Source organism: Micromonospora desertarenae, assembly GCF_056150265.1.
The window spans coordinates 151072-176961 of the sequence record NZ_JAXCFQ010000004.1 but is presented as its reverse complement, the minus strand read 5'-3'; the positions used below and the strand labels follow the sequence as shown (position 1 = coordinate 176961).

The following is a 25890-nucleotide window of genomic DNA, read 5'->3' as shown; positions in this document are numbered from 1 at the left end:
CGCTCGCCGAGGAACATCCTGGCTACATTGTGCTCGCTGGCGGTCAGTCAGGAACTGTTGTCTCCACACCACCAGAGGGCTCAATCACTAGGGCCGGCCTTGCCCCGGCTATTCCTACCAGAGACCAAGCGCTTGACGGGCGACGACCCATCTTCCTGTATCACGCTGGTCAACCGAACTTTGCTCAGGGCAGGGAAGTCCTCAGTCGCCTACATGCGAATCACGGCTCGACCATGGGGATCGGTGTAGTCACCAGCTTGCCACGTCATACTCCGAAGAAAATTGCGGACGTGTTCGATTGCCAGGTAGCGGCTATCCGCATCGCCGACCCCGAGGGGTTCTGGGCAGATCGCGGATCCCTCATTCTTGAGAACGAGGACCCAGCCTTCCATGCGAACGCGAACGCGGGGCGAGCGGCTGCTCGCCGAGCGGCGAACATGCGACAGCGAGCTCCCTACCTCGACCTTGTCGGGCAGGGAGAGTTCGTTGCGGAGGTTGTAGCGGCCCAGCGCCGAGCGGGGGCAAACGTCGTCCTGACCTCCGGGCGAGCGCTCAACCCTTCACGTGCCGCCCGGAGCATCGCCGAGCTGATCGATGAGGGCGACCACGTTCATTCCCTCCTCAGGAGCGATGAACGCATGGCCCTGAATGTAACCCTGCCGCACGACTTCATGACGAACCGCCCGCTCGCCGAAATGCTCCTCGCGGAGTTGCTAGAGCGGGATCAGTTTGATACGTGGTATGTGCGAGGCCAGTGGCGCTACAACGAAGCCGGGCCGATACTCCGGGATCCGAACGTACTCACTTTCTACAAGGACCTCAGCAATTTGGCCGAAGAGGAGGAACGAAAGCTGATCTTCGCCCAGTCCGGCCTGACGGGCTGGTATTTCCTGGCGCACGGAGCAAGAGGTTTCGGCACAGGCACTGCTGGGGCTCAGCAGGCATTTGTGCAGTACCGACCCTTCGCTAGGCAGAAGAACATCACGGATGTACAGAGAATCTTCGAGCGTGCGCTAATCCACTCTATCGAGTACGAGACTCATCTATCGCTCGTTGGCCAGAAAGGTCATGTTTCCTGCGACTGTCGCTGGTGCGAAGCGGTCCATCAGACAGGCGCCTACAGCAAGGGCACCCTTCAGTGGCACACCTTGTACGCCCAGGGCCAGTTGTGCGCAGCCGCCAAGGGCGTGGACTCTGCCGGGGGACCACGAGCGGCTGTTAGGCGCATCGTTCGGCGTGCTCAACAGTTTAGAGAACAACAGTCGCTGCTCGGGAAAGACGACCCCAAGCATCTCACGAACTGGTTGCAGTTGCTTTGATTGGGGAGCGGGCTGAGCCAAACATCGATGACCATTCCCACTCGGATTCACCGGCGAGGTGGAGGTGAGTGACGCGTTCTGCAAGAACTGTCCGCGCGACCCGTCGACTGATTCTTGCAGGAGCTGACTGATGCACGGTTAGCGAGCCGGAGGTGTCCAAGCTCGCCACTCCGATGCACATCCTTTCGAAGTGCGTAAGGTTAGAGAGTGCCGGCTTTATGGCTGCCCCATCGAGGATGACCCATGCCATGTCGGCGCCAACAGCGTGGCGTTGGGCTTGCCACAACGCCCGCTTCCATGCAGCAACCTTGGCCTCTACCGTCACGAGTCGTTGAACGGTTGAACGGAACGCGTGAGTGGCTTGCCATTTCCCGCGGGCTACCTTCGACACGTGGCCGGCAGTAGTCAGGCGGGGAAGGATATCGGAAGATAAGTAGCCAGCCGACATCCCGACCGCCGCCGCCACCTCGCTGGTAGAGACAACCCCCGTGCGGCGATCGGCAAGAAAGGTCATTGCGGAAACATCGACCGCATCGACGATCGGCGCCAATCCTCTACTGGAACGGTACTCCAGTTCTTCTTCGTCAAAGATTGCGAGGACGAGGTCCGGTATCCCGGCAGTCGCTTTCACTTGAAAGAAGTGGTTCACGGCCCCGTCGTATGTTGATGCCAAGATGTCTGCACAGGCTGCCGCAGGGGAATACATATCCGCTTCACTGGCGAAAGAATCAGACACCAACATATATGAATCCTAGTCTCCTTGGCGCAATGGATCAAGATCTAGCGTCACGGATTTCTTCTTTTTGTTCTGTATGCACTATGCTAGCCCACTCGTTGAAATTTGTCCTGTTCTACAAAGGGCATCGATGCACCGAATCAGCTAACCTGTCGCCCTCGGCACGGACCAGGGCCAGAGGCCCTGACCGGCGTTGATACCGCATCCCCCCGGCGTTGGTCATGCCCCACTGCGAAGGCGACGGCGGCATGCAGCTACACAGGAGCGTTCAGTCACCGGATAACGTGCTGGTGGTTCGATCGGCCGACGCGCAGACTGGACCGGTGTACAGCCACGGACTACAGGCGTCGACGCATCCCCGCGTCGGCCGTACCCTGCGCCCTTTTGCAGCTCCGTGGCCGGCATTGGCCGTGGTTGCTGACACGAACGTTCTGGCTTCGCGTGCTTGCAATGCGGTCCGGGGAGGCCGCAGCGAGCAACTCCTGAGTGGGCTGGCGGGAACCGGCCGGTCGAACATCTATGTGTCCGCGCACGTGCCCGAGGAACTCGTCGAGCACCTACCGGCCATCGCCGCGTCGAACAACGTCCCGGTGTCGGAGGCGTCAGAGGTCCTGTGGAACGACATCATGCCGGCGGTCCCCGTCGTCGACCTGGCGATTCGCGACTACCTCAGCCCACGTGTGCGCACGATGCTGTGTATCGACCGCGAGTTACCTCGCCGGCTACGCGGAGATCCCGACGATGTCGGGACTACTGCGCTCGCCGAGCTACTTGCGCCGGCGGTGATCCTCAGCAGCGACAGCGTCTTCACGCGACTAGGGTTCGCCAACACCGACGCCGCGACCTGGGTGGGAATGGCCTACAGTCTGTTACGGATGGCCGGATTCGAAGCGCGCTTGACTGATGCTGCCTTCCTCGCCGAACTGGCTGCGCGTGCGATCGCCGTGACCGGCGGAGCCGCCGTCCGCGCTATCCGTAGTCACCCAGTGCCTGCCGTCGGTCTGCTTGCTGGTGCTGTGGTGCTGGCCACCCGCTTCGGCTACCTCGATCTAGCTCGCTGGCGTGAGGGCTGGCATGGTTTTCGTGAGGCGATTGGGCCTTGGAGGGATGGGCTGGCGGTTGCTCTTGAGGAACACCAAGCAGCTCGTGGTGCAGTTCGTGTCATTGAGGCCGGAGGGAAGCCGACAGTCGAACAGGCTGCCGCGCGGCATCTCGCCCGTCGAGGGGCCGCGTTGACCCCTCGCGAGCTTCGCGACGAGCTGTCATCGTCCGGCTACAAGGCCTCTGGTGCAGAACTCAAGCGCGGCATGTTGAGCCATCCGGGATTCAGCCGGCGTCCCGGCGACCGGTTCGAGTTGGGGCGCTGCGCGAACTTGATGATCGATCCCGTGGCGCTGACCAAGTAGGCCGTCGAGCCGACAGATGAACTAGAACGGCCATGCCGACTCCAGGGCGCGGACCACGACCAGAGGACTAGGCGCCCACCGTGGTGGCGGGGATGCTCTCGACAGCAATGCTGACAGCAACAGCGCCGGACGCTGGCGCGCCCAGATACACGAAGAGGGACGCTCCTCCGAGCTGGCGACCAGCCGCAGACCGGGGCGGACGCCGTGCACAGAACTTGTAAGCGAGGTGTCGCGCCTCGGTGGCGACCGGGCTTACCGGGGAAGCGGGTTGGCGACGTAGACGCCCTTGCCCTGCCGGCCATCGATCAGGCCCTCGGCCTTGAGTAGCAGCATGGCAGCGCGGATGACCGTGTTGCTGACCTTGTAGTGCTCGCAGAGGGCGGCGAACGAGGGCAGCTTGTCGCCCGGCTTCAACTGACCGGAGCTGACCTGCTCTCGGATATCCCGGGCGACCTGTAGGTAGGCAGCTTCAGACATAGGTGGTGCTCCCAGCTTGGCGGCTGGTGCAAGCAGACCACATCGCGGGCTCGACTTACAACGCTATGTGTCGTAGCTGTTGACCCTGCGCACATTGCGTCCTAAGTTGCTCGTGGGGCTACCCAGCTTGGCGGCCGGGTCGTCCTGCCGTGGGTGCCCTGTCTCCGGACACGGTGATCGGGTGCCCACGGGATCCCAAGCGTCGGCGGGAGGCGTCATGACCGGACCGAACGATGCAACTGGTCCGACTGCGGGCATTGGCTACCGCCAGAGGCAGGACAACAGCCGGCGGCGCGTGTCCTACGACGAGTACGTCCTGGCGGCGGCGCTGACCTTCGCCCGCCGGCACCGACCCGTGTGGTCATGGCAGCACTGGCGGCGCATCTGCCGCTGCGGCGGCGACCTGCCCTGCCGAAGCCGTCATCCCATCCCGATCAACCGCGGCCACTGGCCGAGCCAGGACGCGCCGCGATGACGACACACCTCCCGGTCACACCGGCTTGGACGTGCGGCGGATGCGGCACCGACTGGCCCTGCCAGACCCGCCAGCGCGAGCTGCGAGCGGAGTACGACAGCGCCCCGGTGTCGCTCGCCCTCTACCTGGCCGCCCAGCTCGTCGACGCCGCGCAGGACCTGGCCCACGTCCCCGCCGGCAACCTACACCACCGATTCCTCGGCTGGACCAGGTGAGCATCTTGCGACCCGGCGACGAGAAGTTCCACTACAGCGACGGCTCCCACAAGTGGATCCCGCCCGACCCCGACTATGACCAGGAGGTCTGGGACGAGCAGGTCCGCCAGCACATGCAGGGCCACCTCAGGAACGAGCGCCCGAAGGTCCGCATCCAGCGCCTCGTCTGACGCCAGCAGTACAGCAGCGAAGTACAGCAACCGTGCCAGCCGAACCAGACCGATAAGCGCGCCAGCAGCCCGGGTGACCTCGCACCGCACCCGATCCGGCCGGCTCGCCGGCAATCCATAGGTTCAGGGTTCGAGTCCCTGGCGGCCCACCACTTACCGTCTCTGACCTGGTCAAACGCCCGGCTAAATCATCCGGACACAACCAGGGCGCAACTCACGTCCGCTCCTGGCCGGCAGGGGGTTCCTGCCGCTTGCCCTCTGCCTGTCGCAGGAGGTTGCCAACCAGGCCGCGCGGCCGATCCTTCTTGGGTAGCCAGTGAACGTAGGTCTCCAACGTGATCCGCAGGTTGGCGTGCCTCAGCGCCTTCTGGGGCTCCACGCCGTTACTCATCAGCGTGGTGGCGAAGAAATGGCGCAGGAGTGGAAGAGCCTTTCCTGGGCCAGCCAGCGGCCTCGCGACAGTTTCAGGACTTGCGTGACAGATCAGCGTCGGGACGCGTGTGACCCTTCCGGCTAGAGGATCCGCCTCCGGTCGTGGGCTCTTCCGGCACGCCGCCGTACCGTGCGGGGCGAAGCAGGTAGAGCCAGAAGAAGCCCGATACCGCGACCGAGGCCAAGCTGAGGGCGGCTGCCGCTCCGACGGCGTGGGTGCCGGCGTACCCCGCACCTGCCGCGATGACTCCGGCGACGCCCATCGCGATGGACGCCTGGGGCAGTGTGAGCATCAGCGGCGCGTTACGGGCCGGCCTCGCGATCAGGAGGCTGACAAAGCCGATGGCCCCGGAGACAAGACCAGGCCACATGATCCAGCCAGCGTCGCTCGACGCGTCGTCAACGGCGAACCAGCAAGCCAGCAGCACGACCGCTGCCGGGGCGGTCGCAAGCCATACCGCGACCGTCATGCTGTAGCGGCGGATCCTTCGGTATTGCTCGGCGAGGTACCGCGCCGGGGCGCTGCTCGAATTCAGGGTGAGCGCTCGCCGGAACAGCTCCTTGAACCGGGCCACGTCGCGATCGACGTAGAGGACGTTCACGGCGAGCAGGGCCAGAGCCTCATGATCATCAGGTGCGAGCTCCACCGCGCGCTTCGCGTCGGAATACGACGCCCGATGCCGGGCGAGCAGGGAATGAGCCAGCGCCCGGTGGCGGTGCGCCGCTACGTCCTCGGGGCTGACTTCGATTGCTCGGCCGGCCGCATCGACCGCAGCGGCATGGTCGCCGGCCCCGATCAACGCCCCGGCGAGGCGGCGCCACGCAACGGCGTCCTCCGGATGCGTCGTCAGATACGCGCGCAGCAGCGAAATGGCAGGCTCATACTGCTTGGCCAGAACCAGCTCACGCGCACGTGCGACGGCGTCGTCGAGGTTTCTGGACTGGGACTCCATGCGGCTGCTCCTTGTCCCCCATGATTAGCGGGCAACGAAGTATCACCGACGTCCGCGACCCCGATGAAGACGGGAGTGTCACGCAGGTCCTGATACCGATGGGTCAATGTGGCCGTAGTCGACTTCGCGGGCCGTGTCGACGGCTGGTGGAAGTGCGGACCTGCGAAGAAACACGGCCGCATCGCTCTCCACCACGAGCCTGCCCCTGCGGCAGCAGCGAGCCTCGCCAGGTACCGGCCGACTGTAGCCGGGGTGGGCCGGTGCCAGAACCAGCTCAAGCGTGAAGATCAGCCGGGTCAGCGCGGCCTCAACGCTCAGGACCCAGGATCCTCTAGGACGGTGTTTGCCAGGCTGGCGAAGAGCTCCTGATAGCGCCCCGAGTCCCAAATTGGAGCGGGCAGTGGGTCAGGCGGCGGTGGCGGGCTTCCTGGTGGGATCGGCCGAGCTGCCGTCGGGAGCCGGGCGGCGGGTCAGGACCCGGGGGCCGGACGGCGTGATGGCGACCGTGTGCTCGGAGTGGGCGGTGCGGGAGCCGTCGGCGGAGCGGATCGTCCAGCCGTCGCTGTCGAACCTGATCTTGTCGGTGGAGCGGCAGAACCAGGGCTCGATGGCGATGGTGAGGCCCGGGTGGAGTTTCAGGCCACGGCCGGCGCGACCGGAGTTGGCGACGTGCGGGGCCTCGTGCATGGTGCGGCCGATGCCGTGGCCGCCGAACTCGGCGTTGACGCCGTAGCCGTAGGAGCGGGCGACCTCGCCGATCGCGGCCGAGATGTCGCCGAGGCGGCCGCCGGGCTGGGCGGCGGCGATACCGGCCTCCAGTGCGACCTCGGTGGCCTCGATCAGCTTCTCATCGGCCGGGTCGGCGGTGCCGACGACGACGGAGAGCGCGGAGTCGGCGACCCAGCCGTCGATGCCGACCGCCATGTCGATGCTGAGCAGGTCACCGTCGCGCAGAACGTAGTCGTGCGGCAGGCCGTGCAGCACCGCGTCGTTGACCGACAGGCACAGCACGTTGCGGAACGGGCCGCGGCCGAACGACGGGGCGTAGTCCCAGTAGCAGGATTCGGCGCCGCGTTCGGCGATCCGGCGGCGGGCGTGGTGTTCGATATCCATCAGGTTGACGCCGACCGCGGCGACACCGCTCAGCTCGGCGAGCAGCTCACCGACGAACTGGCCGGCCACCGCCATCCGGCCGATCTCCTCGGCGGACTTGAGCTCGATCACGACAATCTCCCCCTCCGGATGCGGTATTGTTATACCGTTATTTTTATACCACGCCAGGTCGGGGCGCTCCGGAGCGATATCCTGCTCGCATGGTTCGCCAACCACTCACCGCCGAACAGATTGCAGCGGGCCAGCGCCTGGGAGCCGCCCTCCGGGCCGCGCGCGCCGGCCGCAGCCTCGTCGAGGTGGCCGTGGCGGCCGGCATCTCCCCCGAGACGCTGCGCAAGATCGAGGCGGGCCGCCTTCCCGCCCCGGCGTTCGGCACCGTGGTCTGCCTCAGCCAGGCCCTCGACGTTCCCCTCAGCGACCTGGCCGATGTCTGGCTGGCCGACCTCCCCGTCCCGGTCACCCCCGGGCGTGGCGCCGCCTAGTCGTCGTCCTTCTCCTCGTCCTTCTTCTCGTCGTCCTTCTTTCCTTCGTCCTTCTTCTTGCCCTTGTCGTCCCTGCCCTTGTCTTCCGGCGGGTCGGGGCGGGTGGTCTGGCCGGCGACGGAGAACGTCAGCTGGCACCGGGTGCCGTTGAGCGTGACCGCGGTGGGCAGGGCGTTCACGCCCCGGTAGGTGCCGTCGAAGCGGCCGGCGAAGGACTTCTTGGCCGGCAGGTCGCCGCCGCGTACCTGCACGGAGCGGCCGGTCTGCCGCCACGTGCCAGGTGAGCCCGACAGCAGCCGTTGCTCGCCGGGCAGGTCGAAGGTCAACTGCCAGTCGTCGATGGGCGTGGTGCCGGTGTTGGAGACGCTGACAGCGCTGGAGAAACGGCCGTTGACGGCGCCCCGGACGGTGTAGCGGACGCTGCATTCCGGCTTCCGCTCGCCCATACCGGTGACGGCGGCGGGCGTCGCGACCCGGGACGGCTCGTCGTCCCGGCCGGACGCCGCGACCACCCAACTGGCGCCGGCCGTGGTCAGCGCCAGCAGGGCGACCACGCCGACCGCCACCACCTGCCGACGCGCGTGCGCCGACAGTCCGTGCCAGCGCGCCCGGAGCGCCTGGTGCGGGGGTGCGGTCAGCAGCCCGACGGCGACCCTGGTCAGGTCGGTGGCCCGGGCGGACCCGAGCGGTGCCGCCGCCTCGGCGAGCCCCGTCCCGCCGGCGACGTCCCGGTCGGGTACGACGAGGGTGGCGGGCGGGAGGCCGGCGATCCCGCCCAGCCGTCGGGCCAGCTCGGCCGCGCCGGGCCGCTGGCCGGGGTCCTTGTCCAGGCAGCTCCGGCACAGCTCGGCCACCTCGGGCGGGAGGTCGTCGACCGGTGGCAGGACGGCTGGCTCCTGGTAGCGGTGTGCGGTCAGCATCTGGGTGGTGGTCGAGGCGCGCCAGGGCAGGGTCCCGGCCAGCGCCCGGTACAGCAGCAGGCCGAGCGCGTACACGTCGGTCGCCGGCTGGACCACCCCGGCACTGAGCCGCTCGGGAGCCAGGTAGGCCGGCGTGCCGAGCAGCGGACCGGCCGGGCCGTCCGCGTCACCGGACGCGGCGGAGACTCCGAAGTCGACCAGCTTCACCCCGGCCGCCGTCACCATCACGTTGGCGGGTTTGACGTCACGGTGCACGATGCCGCGGTCGTGGGCCGCCGCCAGGGCGGCGGCGACCTGCGCGCAGGTCAGCACGGCCACCCGCCACGGCAGGGCACCACCGGTCAGCAGCTGCGCCAGCGAGCGGCCCTCGACCAGCTCCATCACCACGTAGGGCAGTCGGCGCCCGCCGGCGTCGGTCGTCTCGCCGTAGTCGTACACCTCGACGATGTTGGGGTGGCGCAGCCGCGCGGCCGACCGCGCCTCCAGCCGGACGCGTCGCAGCAGGTGCGGGTCGGCGGCCAGGCTGGCCGACAGCATCTTGACCGCCACGTCCCGGCCGAGCACCTCGTCATGGGCGCGCCACACCACCGACATGCCACCCGCGCCCAGGCGATCCACCAGCCGGTACCGACCGTTGAGCAGCTCCCCGGTCTCCATACCTGGTAGCGATGCCCATACCGGTGCCGGGCAAAACAGCCGCTCCTCCGGCGAGGACGCCCGTCGGCCGGGTCTTGCCCCGGGCCCCGATCTCCGTATCCTGCGGCGATGGAGCTGGAGTTCGACGGGGAGATCTGGTTCTGGCGGGGCCCGGCACCCTGGCACTTCGTCAGCGTCCCGGCACGGGAGTGCCGGGAGCTGGCGGCCACCTCCGCGCAGGTCAGCTACGGCTGGGGCATGATCCCGGTGACCGTCCGCATCGGGGCGAGCGAGTGGCAGACCTCGCTGTGGCCCAAGGACGGGGGCTACGTCGTACCGGTGAAGACGCGGGTGCGCAGGGACGAGGACCTCGAGGTGGGCGACATCGTGACCGTCCGGCTGACGGTCGCGGACTGAGCCGGCGTCACGCCCCGCGCGCCTCCAGCACGGCGAGGTCGCGCACCGCGAAGCGGCGGTGCTCGCAGTGTTCCTCCAGCACCACCCGGAGGCACTCGCCGACCGGATGCGACTCCACGCCCCACTCCGGCGTCAGCTCGGCGGTACGCATCTCCGCCAGCTCCGCGTCGGTGACCGCCGCGACGACCTCGCGCACCCGCCGCCGGCGGTCGGCGAAGACCGCCACCACCTCGGCGTACGCGGGGCGGGCGGCGAGGTCGATGCCGAGTTCGGCGGCGCCGGCCGGCGAGGTGTCCGTGGGCGGCAGGCCGAGCCGGTGGTACGGGGTCGGCTCGCCGCGGATCACGCGCCCCACCCACACGTCGGTGGCGAAGACGAGGTGGCGCAGCGTCTCGACGAAGGACCACTCGTCGTCGACCCGCTCGTGCAGCGCGGCCTCGGGCAGCCGCTCGGCCCGGGCCAGGGTCTCCGCCCAGAGGCCTTCGAGGGTGTCCCACATCGCGCGGACGTCCTCGGCGGTGCGCACCGCCCGCAGCCGCACCCGCTCCGGGTGCCGCCGGTCCAGCTCGGCCGCCACGTACGCGGTGACGTCGACGTCGTCGACGACCACCGTGCCCCGCCCGGCGTGCCGGGAGACCCGGAGGTCGGTGACCGCCGAGGCGACGATCCTGACCCCGCTCAGGTTGCTGTCGCGGACCGTCGCGCCGGCCAGATCGACGCTGTGGAACGTGGCGCCGGCCAGGTCGGCGTGCCGGAAGGTCGCGCCCCGGAACGCGTCGGTGTCGGCGTGCTCTGCTGCCATCGCGCCATTGTGTCCGGGGGGTGGGACATCAGTGGGGACGTAACGCCAAAGGCATCGAAAACGCCGGATGGATGGAGGAGAGTCGATCTCCACCTCGGCCGCCGCTCCCTGGTGCGGCCGATCCTGCGACGTGAGGACGCCATGCGATCCCGTTCGATCCGACGTACCCTCGCCAGCTCGCTGGCCGCCCTGGCGCTGGCCGGCGCCTCGGCGACACTGCTTCCGGCCGACGCGGTGGCGGCCGGACGCCTCCAGCCCGACCTCTTCGTCGAGCTGATGATGACCGACGTCGTGAACCCGGCGGAGGGCGAGACCTTCCGCGTCCACGTCGACGTCTACAACGGCGGCACCGGCGAGTCGGGGCCCGTCAGCCTCACCGTCTCGGTACCGGCCGGGCTACGGACCACCGAGCTCACCCCGACCGACGGCGAGTGGACCTGTGCGGTGGCCAGCGAGACGAGCTACACCTGCGCCCACCCGGCGGTGGCGCCCGGCTGGGCACCGCGGCTCTGGCTGCCGTTCGTGGTGGCCGGCGCGGAGCCGGGTTCCCGGCCGGCGATCACCGCGACGATCGCCCCGCAGCGCAAGGAGATCAGCACCGAGAACAACACGACCTCGGTGACCGTGGCGATCTCCGGCAGCTGCGTGGTACGCGGCGTCGTCTGGCACGACCTGGACCGGGACGGCCAGCGCGACGAGGGCGAGCCGGGCATCGCCCCCGGCCCGGACGGCGTGCTCAGCGTGCGGGTCGGCGCCCGGCAGGGTCAGGCCGTCGGCGGCGGCTCCGCCACCGTCAACCCGGACGGCACCTGGTCGCTGACCACCCGTACCGAACTGCTCTACCAGGTCTGGCTGGAGGCCGCGAGCAGCTACGACCGCACGGCCGCCAACGTGGGTGACGACGCCACCGACTCGGACCTGGTGAGCACCTACCAGTGGGACCCGGTCCTGCTCACCGCCAGCGGTGAGTTCGAAGCGGTGCACGGCGGCGAGTACGTCGTCGACGCCGGCCTGGTCACCCGGAGCTGACCGGGCCCGCACGCGGAAGCGGTCCCGGTGCGCGTGCACCGGGACCGCTTCCCGTCGGCGCTCAGCCCAGCCGGGACCAGAACGCGTACCCGTGGTCGCGGACGAACTCGGTCGGCTGCCAGCGGCCCGAGGTGAGCGACTGGACATGCGGGCGGCGCTCGGTGAACCGTTGCCAGCCGCCGTCCCGCCCGCCGTTCGGGTCGCCGTCCCCGGCGAACCGCGTCCAGGCGCCGATCATCCGGTCGGCGAGCCGGTCCTGCTGCCGGGTCCGCGGCACGAAGAGGTCCAGGTCGAACAGGTACGCCAGCTCGGCCATGTGCTGGGCTCGCCACGGGAAGCTGGGCAGATCGTAGCCGACGAACCAGGGCGTCTCCTGCTCGGCGAACTCGAACATGTAGGTCCGCGTCCAGGCCGACAGCAGCTTCGCGGTGTCGTAGGTCGGCTTGGCCCAGTTCCGATCGGTCCCGATGGTGGACAGGGCCAGACCCGCCGAGTTGCCGTACGCCGACAGCGGGTACCGGGCCAGGATCGCGTCGGCGCCGGCGGGGTACTGCTCGCGGACCGTCGACTCGTACGCCTCGGCCGGGATCGGGCTTCCGCCCGGGTTGACCTCCAGGCCGGCGTACCTGCCGTTCTCCTCGTCGTGGTTCACCCCAACCAGGACGGGGACCCGGTTGAACCGGCCGGTGCGGAACGCCTCGGCCGGGCTCAGCGGCAGCAGCGGCGTACCGGACACCGGCCGCGGCTCGCCCCACGGGCCGTACGCCGCCAGCAACTCGGCGACCGTTGTCCCGGACGACCGCAGGCACCCGGCCAGGTCGGCGGCGTCGGCGCACCCGACGGTCCTGATCACGCCGGCGCTGTCCGCCTCCGCCTCCGCCCGGGTGCGGGAGCCGCCCGTCGCGCAGGGCGCACTCTGGATGATCGCCTGGTGGAACAGGCCCGCCGACATCGGTGAGGCGAGGTGGTCGCAGACCGCGTACCCGCCACCGGACTGGCCCATGATCGTGACGTTGCCCGGGTCGCCACCGAAGGCCGCGATGTTCGCCCGCACCCAGCGCAGCGCGGCCTGCTGGTCTTCGAGGGCGAGGCTGCCCGAGCCGTACGGGGAGCCGGCGTCGAGCGCCGGATGGGTGAGGAACGACAGCACGCCGAGGCGGTAGTTCATCGAGACCACCACGGCGTCGGCGGCGAGCCGGTCCGGCCGGTACATGTCGCCGGTGCCGAACATCAGGCTGCCGCCGTGGATCCACACGATGACCGGCAGGTCGTCACCCTTCCGGCCGGGCGTGGTGACGTTCAGGTAGAGGCAGTCCTCGGCCTCGCCGGGCACCCCGATGGGCAGGCCGACCGGCTGGGCGCAGGCCGGGCCGGGGCGGGTGGCGTCGCGTACCCCGGACCAGGCCGGCGCGGGCGCCGGGGAGGTGAAGCGCTGCGGCGGCGCCGCGTACGGGATGCCCTGGAAGGACCGCAGGTCGGCGGTGACCGTGCCGCGGACCGCGCCCCGGTCGGTGCCGACGACCGCGGGGTCGCCGCGACCGGCGACCGCCGGCACGGCCGTTCCGGCGGTGAGCGCGGTCAGCGTGGCCAGCGCCAGGCCGGCGAGTATCCGCCTCCGGCGTCGGGGAGGGGTCTGCATGGCGGTTCTCCTGTCGATCGTCGGGACCGGAGTGGTCGTGCCGAGAACCGTAGAGCAGATTTGGGCGATCGCACAAGGCGTACGCCTCAGGCGCTCGCCTCAATCGGTCGCGCAAAAAGGTGCTACCCTGCCGCCCATGGGGAATCGGGAAGCCCTGCTCGCCGGGGCCAGGGCCTGCCTGCTGGAAAAGGGCTTCGACCGCACGAGCGTGCGCGACATCGCCACCACGGCGGGTGTGAGCATGGCGGCGATCGGCTACCACTTCGGCTCCCGGGAGAACCTGCTGTTCCAGGCGCTCTTCTCGCTGCTGGACGAGTGGGGCGACCTCGCCGGCCGGGCCCTGGTCCCCGCCGACGCACCCGACCTCAGCCCCGAGCAGGCGTACGAGCGGATGTGGGACGACCTGCTCGCGCAGGCTCGGGCGCACCCGAAGCTCTGGCTCACCTCGGTCGAGCTGTTCATGCAGGCCCAACGGCAACCGGACCTGCTGCCGCAGCTCGCCGACGGGATGCGGCAGGGGCGCAGCGGCATGGCCGCGATCCTGGCCAGCGTCCCGGAGGCGGAGGTGCCGGACCGGACCGTCCGCACCCTCGGCATGGTGCAGCTCGCGCTGATGTCCGGCGTGATCATGCAGGCGCTCGCCGACCCCGGGAACGCCCCCACCGGGGCCGACGTGGTCGCCGGGCTGCGCGCCCTGGGAAAGATCGTCGGGTAGCGCCCGGCGGGACTGCCGGACCGGCGAACGCGGAGGTGCCGGGCCCGCGATCCGGTGCCGGGCGGGCGGTCGCGCGGTCAGTCCTGCCCGGTCGAGCGTGGCGCGAAGAAGCCGGTGTGGTCCAGGGCCGCGGCCAGGAACAGCACCGACGTGGTGGCCGCGGCGAGCACCAGCAGCGGCAGATCCAGCGTCGCCACCGCCACGGCGGGCATCGCGAGCAGGGCGGCCAACTGCGGCCAGGAGAACCGGCGGTGGATCGCCGCGGAGAGCAGCATCCGCCCGGCCAGGAAGAGGGTGGGGCCGGTGCCGGTCACCACGACCGCGCCCATCCCGGCCGGTGCGGTCGGGTGGGCGATGGCCAACTCGATACCGACCGCGGTGGCCACCACCCCGGCGATCATCACGACGTGCAGGTACCCCACGGTGACGGCGAACCGGGACGGGGCGGCACGGTCGATGGCCGGGCCGAGAGCCACCCCCGCGGGTGTCACGTAGAGCAGACCGATCAGCACGGCCGCGGCGAAGCCCAACAGGAACGCGGCGGTCGCGCCGGGGTCGGGGGCGGTCTCGACGTACGACAGGCCGGCGGACAGCACCAGCTCGCCCAGCGAGATGATGAAGATCTGCTGGAAGCGCTCGGTGAGGTGCCGCCCGCTGAGGCGCAACTCGTCCTGCCCGGTGCGGCCGAGCCGGGGAGTGGGCCAGCCGAGCCGGGGCCCGACGAAGTCGACCGCCAGCGCGAGGAGCCAGAGCGGTGCCCGCACCGCCGGCACGAACGCCCCGACCAGCCAGGGCACGCTGGTCGCGCCGTACCAGACGAGCACCCGCAGGGTCCGTCGGCGCAGCGGGTGACCGCGCAGCGCGGCGCCGATGATCAGCCCGCGACCGAGGTGGATCGCGACGTACGCCCCGGCGAACATGAGGGCGCGCCCGTCCAGCGCCTCGGGGACGGCCGCCCCCATCAGCAGGCTGCCCAACGCCGAGCCGACCAGCAGCGCGCGCACCGCGCCGGTGCCGGGGTCGTACCAGTCGGTGGACCAGGTGATGGTCAACCAGATCCAGAAGATCGGGGCCAGCAGCAGCATCGTCCGCAGCGCGCCGACGACGGTCAGGTCCGCCGACAGGACGTTGGAGAGTTGGTTGAGCGCGAGGACGAACGACAGGTCGAAGAGGAGTTCCAGGAACGAGGTGCGCATCGGGTCCTGGCGCCGGCGGAGCAGCCGCTCGGACCTGCTCTCCATCGGCGCTCCTCCCGGCGGATGACCTGCCCAATTCGTACCATTTTCGGCGGTCTGCCATCGCCGGAGGCCGAGGCCGGCCCGGACGGCGCACCGGTGCTTCCGCACCGCGACGACCAGCGGTGGCGTCCTGTCGTTGATCCGGCTGCACCCGTCGATCACCCGGACGACGGTGGGGGCACCCGACCGTCGAGGAGGACGCCGTGACCAGTCAGCGGGAGACCGTGCAGGTCGATCAGGACCTGTTCCGCGCCGTGTACGACTCGCCGGCCTCGCTGCCCGGCCAGCACCGGTGGACCACGCCCGAGTCGGACGTCCGGCGGATCGAGAAGCTGCTCGGCATGCCGTTGCGCAGCATCGGCGCGCCGCTGTGGGTCAGCGGCGACCACCCTGACTGCCCGAAGTGCGGCCGCCGGATCAGCTGGTACGACATCGTCTCCTCGGCCCTGACCGGGGTGCACGACCCGATCATGATCGCGACGGTGATCCTGGGTGACCGCAAGTACGTCAACACCGAGGTCCCGGACGCGATCGCCGGGGTGAACTGCTCGGACTGCCGCACCCCGATCGAAGGGCTGCGCAGCTTCAAGTGCCACAACTGGGCGTACGCCTTCGAGGCGCTGGAGGAGGTCAGGCAGCGGATGTCCGGCGGCCGCACCGCCGGCTGACACCCGCTCGGCGGCATCGCTCCCGGCCGACGGCGGGTCGGACGGCCCGGTCGCCGCGGTTCAGTCGGCGGCGGTCAGCTCGCGGACGTACCGCAGCCCGGGACGGCCACCGAGCAGCACGTCACCCGTCGGGGTGAAGCCGGTGCGCCGGAGCACCGCCCGCGAACCGGCGTTGTCCAGCGTGGTGGCGGCGACCAGCCGGCGCAGGCCGTACGCGTCGCGGGCCAGCACGCAGACGCGGCGGACGCCGTCGGTCGCGACACCCCGGCCGGCGACCCGCTCGGCCACCCGGTAGCCCAGCTCGGCCTCGCCGTCGGCGACGTCGACCAGGTTGAACCGGCCCAGCACCGAGCCGTCGTCGTCGACCAGGACGTGGAAGTGGCACTCGCCGGTGGCCTGCTCGGCGAGGAGCGCCGCGTGCCGCGCGGCGAACCCGGTGAAGTAGTCGTCGCCGCGGTCCGGCACCGTACGGGCGAACCACTCCCGGTTCTCCCGCTCGAACCGCAACACCGCCTCGGCGTGCCGCTCCGCCAGCCGCTCAAGATCAGCCACCGCGCCACCCTACCGGTCACCCGCCCGGCGCGCCCCCGAGTTCCACTCCCGGCCGCGCCGCCGGGATCGCGGCGGCGGGAGACGGCGGCGCGGCGGGGAGATCGCGCTCGAACATGGATGTAGTGGCCTCCGAGTGACACCGATGCCCCTACATCCTGGATACAGCACGATCTTGCGGGCGCACGATCTTGCGCTCCGGGCGTCGCCGCAGGCGCGGGCACGCGGGCGCGGGTCAGCGGCGGGCGGGGCGGCGGCCGGGGGGCGACAGGGGCTCGGGGCCCGGGTCGGGGACCGGCGGCATCGGGCGTACCACCGGGGTCCCGCCGGTGACGGGGAGCGGTTCGCCGTGGTGCCACAGCTCGACGGTGGTCTCCGGGCCGGCGTCCGGCAGCTCGTAGCGGGCCTCGTCCCGGGTGAGGGTGACCCGCAGCCGCTGGCCGTGCCAGTACAGGTGGAACACCAGCCGGTCGATCGCCGCCGGCAGCCGCGGGTCGAAGGAGAGCACGCCCCGGTCGTCGCGCAGCCCGCCGAAGCCCTGCACCAGCGCCAGCCACGCGCCGGCCAGCGACGCCAGGTGCAGTCCGTCGCCGGTCTTGTCGCCCAGGTCGGCGAGGTCCTGCAGGACCGACTCGGCGAACAGGTCGTACGCCAGGTCGAGGTGCCCGACCTCGGCGGCGAGCACCGCCTGCGGGGAGGCCGACAGCGACGAGTCCCGCACCGTGCGGGCCTCGTAGTAGGCGACGTTGCGGGCCTTCTCGTCGGCGGTGAACTCGCCCGGGCAGCGCTGCATGGCCAGCACCAGGTCGGCCTGCTTGACCACCTGCTTGCGGTACAGCTCCAGATAGGGGAAGTGCAGCAGGAGCGGGTAGTCGTCCGCGCCGGTGCGGGTGAAGTCCCACTCCGGCTGCTCGGTGAAGCCGGCCGACTGCTGGTGCACCCCGCGCTTGCGGTCGTACGGGATGAAGACCGCGTCGGCGGCGGCCCGCCAGCCGGCCACCTCGGCCGGGTCGACGCCGAGCCGGGCGGCCACCGCCGGGTGCCGCTCGGCGGCGTCGGCGGCGCCGCGCAGGTTCCGCCGGGCCATCAGGTTGGTGAAGACGTTGTCGTCGACCACCGCGGAGTACTCGTCGGGGCCGGTGACCCCGTGCAGGTGGAAGGCGCCGGTGTCGGACCAGTGGCCGAAGCCGTGCCACAGCCGCGCGGTCTCCACCAGCAGTTCCAGCCCGGTCTCGGCGAGGAACTCCTGGTCACCGGTGGCCGCGACGTAACGCAGCACCGCGTCGGCGATGTCGGCGTTGACGTGCAGCCCGGCGGTGCCGGCCGGCCAGTAGCCGGAGCACTCCCGGCCGCCGATGGTGCGCCACGGGAAGGTGGCCCCGGGCAGCCGCAGCTCGGCCGCCCGCTCGCGGGCCTCGGCCAGGTGCGCGTGCCGCCAGCGCAGCGCCGAGCGGGCCACCCGCGGGGCGAGGTACGTCAGCACCGGCAGCACGTAGCCCTCGGTGTCCCAGAGCACGTGACCGTCGTAGCCGTTCCCGGTCAGCCCCTTCGCCGGGATCGTCCGGTCGCCCTCGGCGCGGCCGGCCTGGATCAGGTGGAAGACCGCGAACCGGATCGCCTGCTGCAACTCGGCGTCCCCGTCGAGCTGCACGTCGGCGACCCGCCAGGCGGTATCCAGCGCCGCGCGCTGGCCGGCGAGCAGCGCGTCGAAGCCGTCCGCGCGGGCCGCGTCCGCCTCCCGGACGGCCAGGTCGGCCAACTCCTGCGGCGGGGTGGCGTCCACCCGCGCGCACTCGTACGCGGCGAACTTGACCAGCCGGGCCCGCTCCCCCGGGCGCAGCGTGCCGGTCAGCGTCAGGCGCAGCCGGTCCGGGCTGCGGTCGACGTCCGCGCCGAAGCCGTCCGGCGCGTCGACCTGGTGGGCCACCGCGACCGCGACCCGCTGCCCGCTGCGCTCGGTGCGGTGCACCAGCACGCCGTCGTGGTCGGCGCCGCGGCGGTACTCGGCGGTCAGCGGGTCGGTGATCACCACCGCGGCGCGCGGGTCGTCGGAGCGTTCCGGCACCCGTTGGTTGGCCAGCAGGTCGGAGCAGATCCGCACCTCGACCGGCCCGTCCAGGGCCTCGACCGCCCAGCGCACCGCGGCCACCGGGCGCCGGGGCAGCGACACCAGCCGGGTGCTGCGGATGCGTACGCCGCGGCCGGCCGGTGAGATCCACTCGGTGCACCGCTCGACCGTGCCGGCCCGCAGGTCCAGCACCCGCTGGTGGGTGCGGAGCGTGCCGGTGCGGATGTCGAGCGGCTCGTCGCCGACCCAGAGCCGGATCAGCGCGGCGTTGGGCGCGCTGACCACTGTGTCGCTGAGCTGCGGGAAGCCGTACCCGTCCTCGGGGTAGCTCAGCTCGCGTTCCTCGTAGAAGCCGTTGAGGTAACTGCCCGGCATGCCGTACGGCTCGCCCTCGTCGAGGTTGCCGCGCCAGCCCACCCACCCGTTGCCGAGCGCGAAGATCGACTCGGTCTCGGCGAGCCGGTGCAGGTCCGCCTCGGTGCGCCGGATCCGCCAGCTCTCCTCGTCCGTCACCGGCCCGGCCGGCGGTCGATCACTGGTGCGGGTCTGCGGCACCGCGCCTCCCTGGTTCGACGTACCTGGCACCACCGAAGCAGACCCGGCTGTGAGGTCACTGAGACGAAAGTCAGGGGGACGTCCCGACCATCGCACACTGCGGTGACCGCCAAGGTGTTCCAACCTTGTCTGCGCGGTAAACCCGGTATGAACGGTTGGTGAGGTGAGTCATGGTTGTTGCGAGCAAGCCGGATGTTCCGGAGATCAGCATCGAGTGGTACCAGGACATCGTCGGCTTCGCCGCGGATACCCCGCAACCGGTGCAGTGGTTCGCCGGGCACTTCACCGAGGGAGCGATCCTGCTGCTCGGCGCGCTGCTGCTGGCGGCGGCCCTCAGCCGGTTCGGCGGCGGGCCCCGGGACCGGGCGCTCGCGCTGGTCGCGCCGCTGTCGGTGATCCTGGCGTACGGGTGCAGCGAGGCGCTGAAGTCGGTGGTCGACCAGGAACGGCCGTGCCGGGCGCTGGCCGACGTGGTCATCGTGGCGAGCAGTTGCCCGCCGACCGGTGACTGGTCCTTCCCGAGCAACCACGCCACCATCGCGGGCGCGCTGGCGGCGGCGACGCTGCTGCTCTCCCGCCGGATCGGGCTGGTGGCGCTGCCGCTGGCGGTGCTGGGTGCGTTCTCCCGCACCTTCGTCGGGGTGCACTACCCGCACGACGTCATCGCCGGCGCGCTGCTCGGTGCGCTGGTGGCGGTCGTGGTCACGACGCTGCTCGCCCGCCCGGGCGGCGACCTGCTGCGCCGGTGGGCCCGGCGCGCCGAGCGCCCGATGGCTGACACCGTGGGCGGCACCGCGCGCCGCTGACCGCCCCCATCCGGTGCGCCGGGAGCCCGGTGCTGAACCATGCGGCGAGGTGTCACCCCGCCAGGAGCAGCGCGCCGACCGTGCCGAGCACCAGGTAGGGGCCGAACGGGAGGTGGCTGGACCAGCGCACCCGGCGCGCCACCAGCAGCGCCGCCGCGACCAGCCCGGAGGCGGTGACCGCGAGCAGCAGCCCGACCACCGGCAGCCCCCAGCCGTACCAGCCGAGCAGGGCGCCGGCGCCCAACGCCAACTTGGCGTCGCCGAGGCCGAAGCCGCGCCGGCCGAGTAGCAGCGTGCTGGTCGCGAAGAAGGCGGCCAGTCCGAGGCCGGCGCCGGTGGCCCGCAACCAGGGCGCCGGGTCGGCCCCGGCCAGCGCCGCCAGCCCGAGCAGCAGCCAGGTCCCGGCCGCCGCCGGCCAGGTGAGCCGGTCCGGCAGCCGGTGCACCGCCAGGTCCACGAAGACCAGCGGCACGGCCCAGCCCAGCCACCAGGCGGTGGCGGCCAGCTCGACCGGCGGCGGACCGGTCAGCACCAGCAGCCCGAGCGCCACCAGCGCGGCCAGTTCCACGGCACCGGGCGGCGGGCCGATCCGGGCGCCGCAGCCGCCGCACCGGGCGGCCGGGCCGAGCGCCGGCCGGGGCCGGTCCAGCCCGATCGGGGCGGCGCAGCCGTCGCAGCCGGTCCGCTCCGGCCGACCCGGCGGTACGGCGTACCGGATCGCGGCCAGCCGCAGCAGCGGGGTGACCGTCAGCACGGCCAACCGCCCCGACCAACGGCGCGAGCCGGCCGGCGACCCGGCGCCCGCCGACCCGCCCTCGGCCCGGTCGAGCCCTTCGGCGGGTCCGGTCAGCGCCATCCCGGAACCCCCGCACGGGGACGCGCGGCGGGGTCCACGCCCCGGACGCGGTGTCGAACGGCCGACACGGACGGTAGTGCTGGCGCCCGACCCGTGTGACGGCGGGCCGCATCCCCGGCCGAGGGGGCGACACAGCTGCCGCCGGGCGGGAAGCCCGGCTTGTGCGGTGATGGGATTCCCATAAAGCGCGAATAGCGGCCGGTCCGGCCGGCGTGGCCGGTGGACGGATCGGGCCAGATGCCGCGTCGGGTCGGCCCCTTCCCGGCAGCGCGGCCGCCCCGATCTCGGATGGGAAATCCATGCCGCGAACACCACGAGACGATCACCCCGTCCCGCCCCCGACCTTCCCGCGATCCCACCTCGACCACCCGTCGCCACCACCCGTCATCACTCTCGGTATTCGAATGAATTGCCTCTGTTGCATCGGCGGACGTCAGCCTATGCTCGCCCCTTGGGTGTGACGCAACACACGTTCGACCGACAGGACGCTTTCTGGAACGTGCATTGGTAAGTAATCCATAGCGGTAAATGTGGCTGCGCAATTCACGGGCCCGGATGTGGTCATCCGGCCGCGCTGCCGCATGCCCGCAGGCCACCGTGACGGTGGCCCCCGGGGCGCCATCGAGGAGGCACGACGGTGCGAGGACGGCAGCTCAACCGCTGGGTGGCCGGCCTGCTCACGCTCGCGGCGGTCGGCTCGGCCACCGCCTGCGGGGCCGAGCGGGAGGCGATCGGCCGGCCGGTCGACGACCGGCGGGCGCCCGCCCCCGAGCAGCGGAAAGCCGCGGAACAGGCGGCGGAGAAAGCGGCGCTCGCCGCGTATTCCGGTTATCTCGACGCATCCCGTACGGCCAGCCGGCGAAGCGATCCACATCATCCGGAACTGTCCAGATTCCTCGCCGATCCGCTGTTGACCCGGGTCCGGGTGACCATTCGGGAGGCGAAGGAGCACGGCGCTATGCGTACCGGGACGCTGCGCTCCGCCCCGACCGTCACCTCCGTCGACCTGGACGCCGACCCGCCCACCGTGGAGATCCAGGACTGCCTGGACGCCACCGGCTACCGGCTGGTCTACGCCCGGACCAACCGGGTGGTCCCCGGCACCGGCGGAGGCCGGCACCTGGCCACCGCCACCGCCACCCGCTATCCCGACGGTCGCTGGTTGGTCAGCGCCGGCGCGGGCCACCAGGACCAGCCGTGCTGACCTGGGGAGGAAGGGCCGCCCCGGGCCCCGGTACACGGACCGGGGCGGCCCGCCGCGCGCTCGGCGGCGTCGGCCTGGCGCTGCTGCTGGCCACCGGGGCCACCGTGCCGGCGGTCGCCGCCGGACGGGCCGACCCGGGCGTCGAGTGCCCGCCGGGGCAGCCCGACTGCAGTGTCTGGGACGACGACCCGGGCACGCCCGGCGGCCCGGGCGGCGGCGACAGCGGCGGAGGTGGGGACTCCGGGGGTGGCGGCGGCGGAAAGTGCCAGTGGAACGGCCGCACCATCCCCTGCTACGACGACCTGCTCGGCTGGTTCAACAACGGCGACGGCTGCTACTACAAGCTCGCCCAGCCGCAGCCGGCGAACACGCCGCCCGGCCAGCAGTGGTACGTGCGCACCTGCAACGGCGGCGACCTGGGTGACCAGACCACCGTGCTGCGGGACAGCCCGCCGCCCGGATTCGGCGCGCCGCCCGACCCGGAGGAGCTGGCCCGCCGGGCGCTCGCCTCGATCCAACTGCTCCCGCCCCGGGTCGCCGTGGCGCCGCGCAAGAGCAAGGGCCCGGGGCTGGTCGGGCTGCCCGTGTGGATGTGGGCCAGCCGGGGCCCGAACTACTTCGGCCCGCTGCGTGCCTCCGCCTCCGACCGCGGGTTGACCGTCTCGATCGCGGCGAAGGTCGACCGGATCGTGTGGAGCATGGGCAATGGCCGGAAGGTCACCTGTACCCGCCCGGGCACCCCGTACTCGGCCACCGGGCCCCGGGCCGGGCGGACCTCCCCCGACTGCGGCTACCACACCGGCTACCCGAAGGCCGGCACGTACCGGGTCAGCGCCACCACGTACTGGACGGTGACCTGGCGCGGCGGCGGCCAGCGCGGCGAGATCCCGCAGACCCGCACCAGCGGCACCGTCCCGATCCAGATCAACGAACTCCAGGTGGTGACCCGATGAGCCTGGCGACGCGCAACGGAACCGGACCGGTGGACGCGCCGGTCGCCCCGCCCAAGGTGGTCCGGCAGCGCCGGACCCGCCCCGGACTGCTCGGCCTGGCCGTCCTGCTGATCGCCCTCGGCGGGCTCGGCGCCGCGTTCGCGGTCACCTCCGTCCGGGCCACCGGCAGCTACCTGGCGATGGCCCGCCCGGTCGAGGTCGGCCGGCAGCTCAGCGCGGACGACCTGGTGCCGGTGCAGGTGGCCGGCGGCCAGGGGCTGGCGCCGGTGCCGGCCGGCCGGCTCGACGAGGTGGTGGGCAAGCGGGCCGCGGTCTCCCTCACCCCCGGAACCCTGCTCACCATGGCCCAGCTCACCGACGACCCGCTGCTCGCCCCCGGCCAGCAGCAGCTCGCGCTGGGCCTCGGCCCGGCCGAGGTACCGGCCCGCGAGCTGCACCCCGGCGACAAGGTCCTGCTGGTGAGCACCCCGGACGACGACGACACCGGCCCGGCGGCCACCGCCACCCGGTTCGAGGCCACCGTGATCGACACGGCGACCGGCCAGAACGACACCGAGATCGTGCTCTACCTGGCGCTCGCGGTGCGCGACGTGCCGGCCGTGGTGGCGCTCTCGGCCCAGGAGCGGATCGCCGTCGTGCTCACCGAGGCGGCCTGAGCATGGCGATCATCGCGCTGGTGTCGGCGAAGGGCTCGCCGGGCGTCACCACCACCGCCCTGGCCTGCGCCCTGAGCTGGCACCGCCGGCTGGTGCTGGTCGAGGCCGACCCGGCCGGCGGGTCGATCCTCGCCGGCTATCTCGGCGGCGCGCTCGACGGGCCCCGGGGCATCGGTGAACTGGCCGTCGGTGAACTGCGCGACGGCAACCTGGAGACCGCCTTCTGGTCGCAACTGGTCGACCTCGACGCCCCGAAGCGGGAACGGCTGCTGCTGCCCGGCGTGGTGGACCCGGCGCAGGCGGGCAGCGTCGCCCCGCTCTGGCAGCGGTTCGCCGACTTCTTCACCGGGCTGGAGCGGGGGGACCCCGGCTACGACGTGCTGGTCGACTGTGGCCGGTTGCAGGTCCCCGGCCCACCCTGGCCGATCCTGCGGGCCGCGTCGGTGGTGCTGCTGGTCAGCGGCGCCCGACTGCCCGACCTCTCCGGCACCCGGGCGATGGTCCGGGCGATCGAGCGGGACTTCACCGAACACCGGGTCTCCCCCGGCACGCTGCGGCTGCTGCTGGTCGGCGCCGGCCACGGACGCGGCGAGATCAGCAAGACCCTGCGGCTGCCGGTGATCGACCGGCTGCCGCACGACCCGCGTACCGCCGAGGTGCTCGCCCTGGGCGGCACCGTGCGGGCCGGACGGCCGCTGATGCGCGCGGCCGCGGCCCTGGAGGTGCCGGTCGGGTCGCTGCTGGAACGCCGGCGCGCCCGGTTGGCCTGGCCGGTGTCGCAGGGGGTGCCGGATGCGCTTTGAGCCGGTCTCGTCGGACCCGCGCCGCCAGCCGCCCGGTGCCACCTCCACCGCGCCGCCGCTGCCCGGGGTGAACGGTGCCGTCCCGCCCGGGGCGAACGGCGCCACCCCGTCGGGCACGGGGCACGGGACCCAGGCGAACGGGGTGACGCCGAACGGGCGGCACCACCACGGCACGCCGGTCCCGGTCGGCGCGCCGCCGGACCCGCCGCCCCGGCCGCGGGTCGACTTCCAGGTGGTCCGCGAGCTGCGCCGGGAGCTCAGCGAACGGCTCACCCGGTGGCAGCGCGGCCGGGAGTTCGACGCCGACGCCGAGGACACCGAACGGGCCCGGCTGGCCGTGGCGGTGGTCGCCGAGTACGCCGACTCGGTGCGCCGGGCCGGCACCCCGATGGCCGCCGGCGCGGAGCGGCTGCTGCTCGACCAGGTCACCGCCGAGCTGGCCGGGCTCGGCCGGCTGCAGACCCTGCTGGTCGACGACACCATCGAGGAGGTGCACATCCTCGGCTGCGACCAGGTGCGCGTCACCCGGCACGGCGGTGGGGTCGACTGGGCCGAGCCGATCGCGGACAGCGACGACGAGCTGGTGGAGATCCTCCAGGCGGCCGCCCGCCGGGCCGGCGCCACCGAGCGGTCCCTGTCCACCTCGAAGCCCACGCTCGACCTGCAACTGCCCGACGGCAGCCGGCTCGCCGCCGTGTTCCTGGTCAGCCACCGCCCGTACGCGGTGATCCGCAAGCACAACACGCTGGACGTGAGCCTGGACGACATCGCCGGCGGCCGGGGCGACCTGGCCGAGATGATCGACCCGCTGCTGCGCGACTTCCTCCGCGCGTCCCTGCGGGCCGGGCTGAACATCATGGTCGCCGGCCTGGCCGGGGCGGGGAAGACCACCGTCATCCGGGCGCTGATGAACGAGATCCCGGCCGACGAGCCGTACGTGCTGCTGGAGGAGAGCCGGGAGCTGCTGCCGGCGCGCCGCCGGGCGCGGCACCGGGCGGTGATGAGCTTCGAGGCGCGGGAGGGGCACGGCGAACGGGGGCTGGACGGCCGCCCGGCCGGCGAGGTGAGCATCGCCGACCTGATCCCGCTCGCGCTGCGGATGGGCGTCCTGCGGATCATCGTCGGCGAGGTCCGGTCCCGGGAGATCGTCCCGATGCTCCAGGCGATGACCACCAGCCGGGGCTCGATGTGCACCATCCACGCCCGGACCCCGGCCGGGGTGGGCGAACGGATCATCGAGCTGGCGTTGGCGCACGGCCGGGAGATGACCGTCGACCAGGCCCGCCGGATGGCCGGCAACGCGCTCGACCTGATCGTCTACGTCACCGTCGAGGACGAGACGGCGATCGGTGGGCGCAAGCACCGCTTCGTCTCGCACGTCGAGGAGGTGATCGGCGTCGGCGAGGGCAACCGGATCGTCACCACCGCGGTCTTCGGCCCCGGTCCGGACGGCCGGGCGGTGCCCCGGCACCTGCCCGAGCGGATCCGCGCCCAACTGCTCCGGGTCGGCTACGACGCCCGGCTGCTGACCCGGTGGATCGAGGCCGGCACCGGCGCCTGGCGGCGGCCCCTGCAGACCCGACTCGGCCGGCGGTGAC

27 protein-coding genes are annotated in these 25890 nt (G+C 71.7%); 16 read left to right on the top strand and 11 right to left on the bottom strand.

Going from position 1 to position 25890, the window contains the following annotated elements; genetic code table 11:
- The first annotated feature begins 290 nt into the window (after positions 1 to 290).
- Positions 291 to 1319, top strand: coding sequence for a hypothetical protein (locus SM577_RS09585; RefSeq protein WP_474586722.1), 1029 nt, complete (start codon positions 291 to 293; stop codon positions 1317 to 1319).
- Here SM577_RS09585 and SM577_RS09580 read toward each other — a convergent pair.
- Positions 1294 to 2061 carry a hypothetical protein gene (locus SM577_RS09580; RefSeq protein WP_474586721.1) on the bottom strand — a complete coding sequence of 256 codons (768 nt, stop codon included), beginning with the start codon at positions 2059 to 2061 and terminating at the stop codon, positions 1294 to 1296. The genes SM577_RS09585 and SM577_RS09580 overlap by 26 nt on opposite strands.
- 404 nt (positions 2062 to 2465) lie before the next feature.
- Here SM577_RS09580 and SM577_RS09575 point away from each other — a divergent pair, with 404 nt between their 5' ends.
- Positions 2466 to 3461 carry a PIN domain-containing protein gene (locus SM577_RS09575; RefSeq protein ID WP_474586720.1) on the top strand — a complete coding sequence of 332 codons (996 nt, stop codon included), beginning with the start codon at positions 2466 to 2468 and terminating at the stop codon, positions 3459 to 3461.
- A gap of 252 nt (positions 3462 to 3713) precedes the next feature.
- On the opposite strand, the gene SM577_RS09570 is transcribed toward SM577_RS09575, so the two are convergent.
- Positions 3714 to 3938, bottom strand: a complete 225-nt coding sequence (locus SM577_RS09570) for a winged helix-turn-helix domain-containing protein (protein WP_091269831.1) — start codon at positions 3936 to 3938, stop codon at positions 3714 to 3716.
- 217 nt (positions 3939 to 4155) lie between these two features.
- On the opposite strand from SM577_RS09570, the gene SM577_RS09565 reads away from it, so the two are divergent.
- Genes SM577_RS09565 through SM577_RS09555 form a run of 3 tightly spaced genes read left to right on the top strand, consistent with a single transcriptional unit; the run spans position 4156 to position 4798 of the window.
- On the top strand, positions 4156 to 4413 hold the full coding sequence (locus SM577_RS09565) for a hypothetical protein (RefSeq protein WP_474586719.1): 258 nt from the start codon (positions 4156 to 4158) through the stop codon (positions 4411 to 4413).
- Positions 4410 to 4628 (top strand): flavin reductase, encoded by a 219-nt coding sequence (locus SM577_RS09560; protein WP_474586718.1) that lies wholly within the window; start codon positions 4410 to 4412, stop codon positions 4626 to 4628. The genes SM577_RS09565 and SM577_RS09560 overlap by 4 nt, the downstream gene beginning before the upstream one ends.
- Positions 4625 to 4798, top strand: a complete 174-nt coding sequence (locus SM577_RS09555; RefSeq protein ID WP_474586717.1) for a hypothetical protein — start codon at positions 4625 to 4627, stop codon at positions 4796 to 4798. Before SM577_RS09560 ends, SM577_RS09555 begins: the two co-directional genes overlap by 4 nt.
- A 464-nt stretch (positions 4799 to 5262) precedes the next feature.
- On the opposite strand, the gene SM577_RS09550 is transcribed toward SM577_RS09555, so the two are convergent.
- Complete coding sequence (locus SM577_RS09550) at positions 5263 to 6183, bottom strand: tetratricopeptide repeat protein (RefSeq protein WP_474586716.1); 921 nt, start codon at positions 6181 to 6183, stop codon at positions 5263 to 5265.
- A gap of 405 nt (positions 6184 to 6588) precedes the next feature.
- A complete protein-coding gene (map, locus tag SM577_RS09545; protein ID WP_474586715.1) occupies positions 6589 to 7407 on the bottom strand; it encodes a type I methionyl aminopeptidase in 819 nt (272 codons plus the stop codon).
- 89 nt (positions 7408 to 7496) lie between these two features.
- On the opposite strand from map, the gene SM577_RS09540 reads away from it, so the two are divergent.
- The gene (locus SM577_RS09540) at positions 7497 to 7778 is read left to right on the top strand and encodes a helix-turn-helix domain-containing protein (RefSeq protein WP_474586714.1); all 282 of its coding nucleotides are present in this window, start codon (positions 7497 to 7499) and stop codon (positions 7776 to 7778) included.
- On the opposite strand, the gene SM577_RS09535 is transcribed toward SM577_RS09540, so the two are convergent.
- A complete protein-coding gene (locus SM577_RS09535) occupies positions 7775 to 9355 on the bottom strand; it encodes a protein kinase domain-containing protein (RefSeq protein ID WP_474586713.1) in 1581 nt (526 codons plus the stop codon). The two genes, SM577_RS09540 and SM577_RS09535, sit on opposite strands and share 4 nt — an antisense overlap.
- 108 nt (positions 9356 to 9463) lie before the next feature.
- On the opposite strand from SM577_RS09535, the gene SM577_RS09530 reads away from it, so the two are divergent.
- Entirely contained in the window at positions 9464 to 9751 is a 288-nt protein-coding gene (locus tag SM577_RS09530; RefSeq protein WP_474586712.1) for a DUF1905 domain-containing protein, read from the top strand.
- Between the two features lie 7 nt (positions 9752 to 9758).
- Here the strand turns inward: SM577_RS09530 and SM577_RS09525 are convergent, their stop codons facing one another.
- Positions 9759 to 10553, bottom strand: coding sequence for a DinB family protein (locus tag SM577_RS09525; RefSeq protein WP_474586711.1), 795 nt, complete (start codon positions 10551 to 10553; stop codon positions 9759 to 9761).
- 141 nt (positions 10554 to 10694) lie between these two features.
- Between SM577_RS09525 and SM577_RS09520 the strand changes: the two genes are divergently transcribed.
- Complete coding sequence (locus SM577_RS09520) at positions 10695 to 11582, top strand: SdrD B-like domain-containing protein (protein ID WP_474586710.1); 888 nt, start codon at positions 10695 to 10697, stop codon at positions 11580 to 11582.
- A 61-nt stretch (positions 11583 to 11643) separates the two neighbouring features.
- Here the strand turns inward: SM577_RS09520 and SM577_RS09515 are convergent, their stop codons facing one another.
- A complete protein-coding gene (locus tag SM577_RS09515) occupies positions 11644 to 13221 on the bottom strand; it encodes a carboxylesterase/lipase family protein (RefSeq protein WP_474586709.1) in 1578 nt (525 codons plus the stop codon).
- A 136-nt stretch (positions 13222 to 13357) separates the two neighbouring features.
- On the opposite strand from SM577_RS09515, the gene SM577_RS09510 reads away from it, so the two are divergent.
- Positions 13358 to 13936, top strand: coding sequence for a TetR/AcrR family transcriptional regulator (locus SM577_RS09510; protein WP_302920937.1), 579 nt, complete (start codon positions 13358 to 13360; stop codon positions 13934 to 13936).
- A gap of 77 nt (positions 13937 to 14013) precedes the next feature.
- On the opposite strand, the gene SM577_RS09505 is transcribed toward SM577_RS09510, so the two are convergent.
- On the bottom strand, positions 14014 to 15177 hold the full coding sequence (locus SM577_RS09505; protein WP_474586708.1) for a low temperature requirement protein A: 1164 nt from the start codon (positions 15175 to 15177) through the stop codon (positions 14014 to 14016).
- Between the two features lie 200 nt (positions 15178 to 15377).
- Here SM577_RS09505 and SM577_RS09500 point away from each other — a divergent pair, with 200 nt between their 5' ends.
- A complete protein-coding gene (locus tag SM577_RS09500; RefSeq protein ID WP_302920935.1) occupies positions 15378 to 15842 on the top strand; it encodes a hypothetical protein in 465 nt (154 codons plus the stop codon).
- 60 nt (positions 15843 to 15902) lie between these two features.
- Here the strand turns inward: SM577_RS09500 and SM577_RS09495 are convergent, their stop codons facing one another.
- Positions 15903 to 16394 (bottom strand): GNAT family N-acetyltransferase, encoded by a 492-nt coding sequence (locus SM577_RS09495; RefSeq protein ID WP_474586707.1) that lies wholly within the window; start codon positions 16392 to 16394, stop codon positions 15903 to 15905.
- Positions 16395 to 16626: 232 nt separating this feature from the next.
- Positions 16627 to 19014: a glycoside hydrolase family 65 protein gene (locus SM577_RS09490; protein ID WP_474586706.1), complete on the bottom strand. Its 2388-nt coding sequence runs from the start codon at positions 19012 to 19014 to the stop codon at positions 16627 to 16629.
- Between the two features lie 170 nt (positions 19015 to 19184).
- Between SM577_RS09490 and SM577_RS09485 the strand changes: the two genes are divergently transcribed.
- On the top strand, positions 19185 to 19820 hold the full coding sequence (locus SM577_RS09485; RefSeq protein ID WP_302920932.1) for a phosphatase PAP2 family protein: 636 nt from the start codon (positions 19185 to 19187) through the stop codon (positions 19818 to 19820).
- Between the two features lie 52 nt (positions 19821 to 19872).
- Here the strand turns inward: SM577_RS09485 and SM577_RS09480 are convergent, their stop codons facing one another.
- Complete coding sequence (locus SM577_RS09480; RefSeq protein WP_474586705.1) at positions 19873 to 20676, bottom strand: prepilin peptidase; 804 nt, start codon at positions 20674 to 20676, stop codon at positions 19873 to 19875.
- A gap of 637 nt (positions 20677 to 21313) precedes the next feature.
- Here SM577_RS09480 and SM577_RS09475 point away from each other — a divergent pair.
- Genes SM577_RS09475 through SM577_RS09455 form a run of 5 tightly spaced genes read left to right on the top strand, consistent with a single transcriptional unit; the run spans position 21314 to position 25889 of the window.
- Positions 21314 to 21880 (top strand): hypothetical protein, encoded by a 567-nt coding sequence (locus tag SM577_RS09475; protein ID WP_474586704.1) that lies wholly within the window; start codon positions 21314 to 21316, stop codon positions 21878 to 21880.
- Positions 21874 to 22833, top strand: a complete 960-nt coding sequence (locus tag SM577_RS09470) for a hypothetical protein (RefSeq protein WP_474586703.1) — start codon at positions 21874 to 21876, stop codon at positions 22831 to 22833. The genes SM577_RS09475 and SM577_RS09470 overlap by 7 nt, the downstream gene beginning before the upstream one ends.
- Positions 22830 to 23489: an SAF domain-containing protein gene (locus tag SM577_RS09465; protein WP_474586702.1), complete on the top strand. Its 660-nt coding sequence runs from the start codon at positions 22830 to 22832 to the stop codon at positions 23487 to 23489. Before SM577_RS09470 ends, SM577_RS09465 begins: the two co-directional genes overlap by 4 nt.
- 2 nt (positions 23490 to 23491) lie before the next feature.
- Positions 23492 to 24292, top strand: coding sequence for a CpaE/TadZ family protein (locus SM577_RS09460; RefSeq protein ID WP_474586701.1), 801 nt, complete (start codon positions 23492 to 23494; stop codon positions 24290 to 24292).
- On the top strand, positions 24282 to 25889 hold the full coding sequence (locus tag SM577_RS09455) for a CpaF family protein (RefSeq protein ID WP_474586700.1): 1608 nt from the start codon (positions 24282 to 24284) through the stop codon (positions 25887 to 25889). The genes SM577_RS09460 and SM577_RS09455 overlap by 11 nt, the downstream gene beginning before the upstream one ends.
- Position 25890: the final 1 nt, after the last annotated feature.

Bases quoted from the DNA above. Each gene is read 5' to 3' on its own strand.
- SM577_RS09485 (WP_302920932.1), top strand. From the start codon at position 19,185: ATGGTTGTTGCGAGCAAGCCGGATGTTCCGGAGATCAGCATCGAGTGG.
- SM577_RS09520 (WP_474586710.1), top strand. From the start codon at position 10,695: ATGCGATCCCGTTCGATCCGACGTACCCTCGCCAGCTCGCTGGCCGCC.
- SM577_RS09455 (WP_474586700.1), top strand. From the start codon at position 24,282: ATGCGCTTTGAGCCGGTCTCGTCGGACCCGCGCCGCCAGCCGCCCGGT.
- SM577_RS09540 (WP_474586714.1), top strand. From the start codon at position 7,497: ATGGTTCGCCAACCACTCACCGCCGAACAGATTGCAGCGGGCCAGCGC.
- SM577_RS09510 (WP_302920937.1), top strand. From the start codon at position 13,358: ATGGGGAATCGGGAAGCCCTGCTCGCCGGGGCCAGGGCCTGCCTGCTG.
- SM577_RS09525 (WP_474586711.1), bottom strand. From the start codon at position 10,553: ATGGCAGCAGAGCACGCCGACACCGACGCGTTCCGGGGCGCGACCTTC.
- SM577_RS09530 (WP_474586712.1), top strand. From the start codon at position 9,464: ATGGAGCTGGAGTTCGACGGGGAGATCTGGTTCTGGCGGGGCCCGGCA.
- SM577_RS09550 (WP_474586716.1), bottom strand. From the start codon at position 6,183: ATGGAGTCCCAGTCCAGAAACCTCGACGACGCCGTCGCACGTGCGCGT.
- SM577_RS09535 (WP_474586713.1), bottom strand. From the start codon at position 9,355: ATGGAGACCGGGGAGCTGCTCAACGGTCGGTACCGGCTGGTGGATCGC.
- SM577_RS09580 (WP_474586721.1), bottom strand. From the start codon at position 2,061: ATGTTGGTGTCTGATTCTTTCGCCAGTGAAGCGGATATGTATTCCCCT.
- SM577_RS09515 (WP_474586709.1), bottom strand. From the start codon at position 13,221: ATGCAGACCCCTCCCCGACGCCGGAGGCGGATACTCGCCGGCCTGGCG.
- SM577_RS09505 (WP_474586708.1), bottom strand. From the start codon at position 15,177: ATGGAGAGCAGGTCCGAGCGGCTGCTCCGCCGGCGCCAGGACCCGATG.
- SM577_RS09480 (WP_474586705.1), bottom strand. From the start codon at position 20,676: ATGGCGCTGACCGGACCCGCCGAAGGGCTCGACCGGGCCGAGGGCGGG.
- SM577_RS09570 (WP_091269831.1), bottom strand. From the start codon at position 3,938: ATGTCTGAAGCTGCCTACCTACAGGTCGCCCGGGATATCCGAGAGCAG.
- SM577_RS09565 (WP_474586719.1), top strand. From the start codon at position 4,156: ATGACCGGACCGAACGATGCAACTGGTCCGACTGCGGGCATTGGCTAC.
- SM577_RS09465 (WP_474586702.1), top strand. From the start codon at position 22,830: ATGAGCCTGGCGACGCGCAACGGAACCGGACCGGTGGACGCGCCGGTC.
- SM577_RS09460 (WP_474586701.1), top strand. From the start codon at position 23,492: ATGGCGATCATCGCGCTGGTGTCGGCGAAGGGCTCGCCGGGCGTCACC.
- SM577_RS09560 (WP_474586718.1), top strand. From the start codon at position 4,410: ATGACGACACACCTCCCGGTCACACCGGCTTGGACGTGCGGCGGATGC.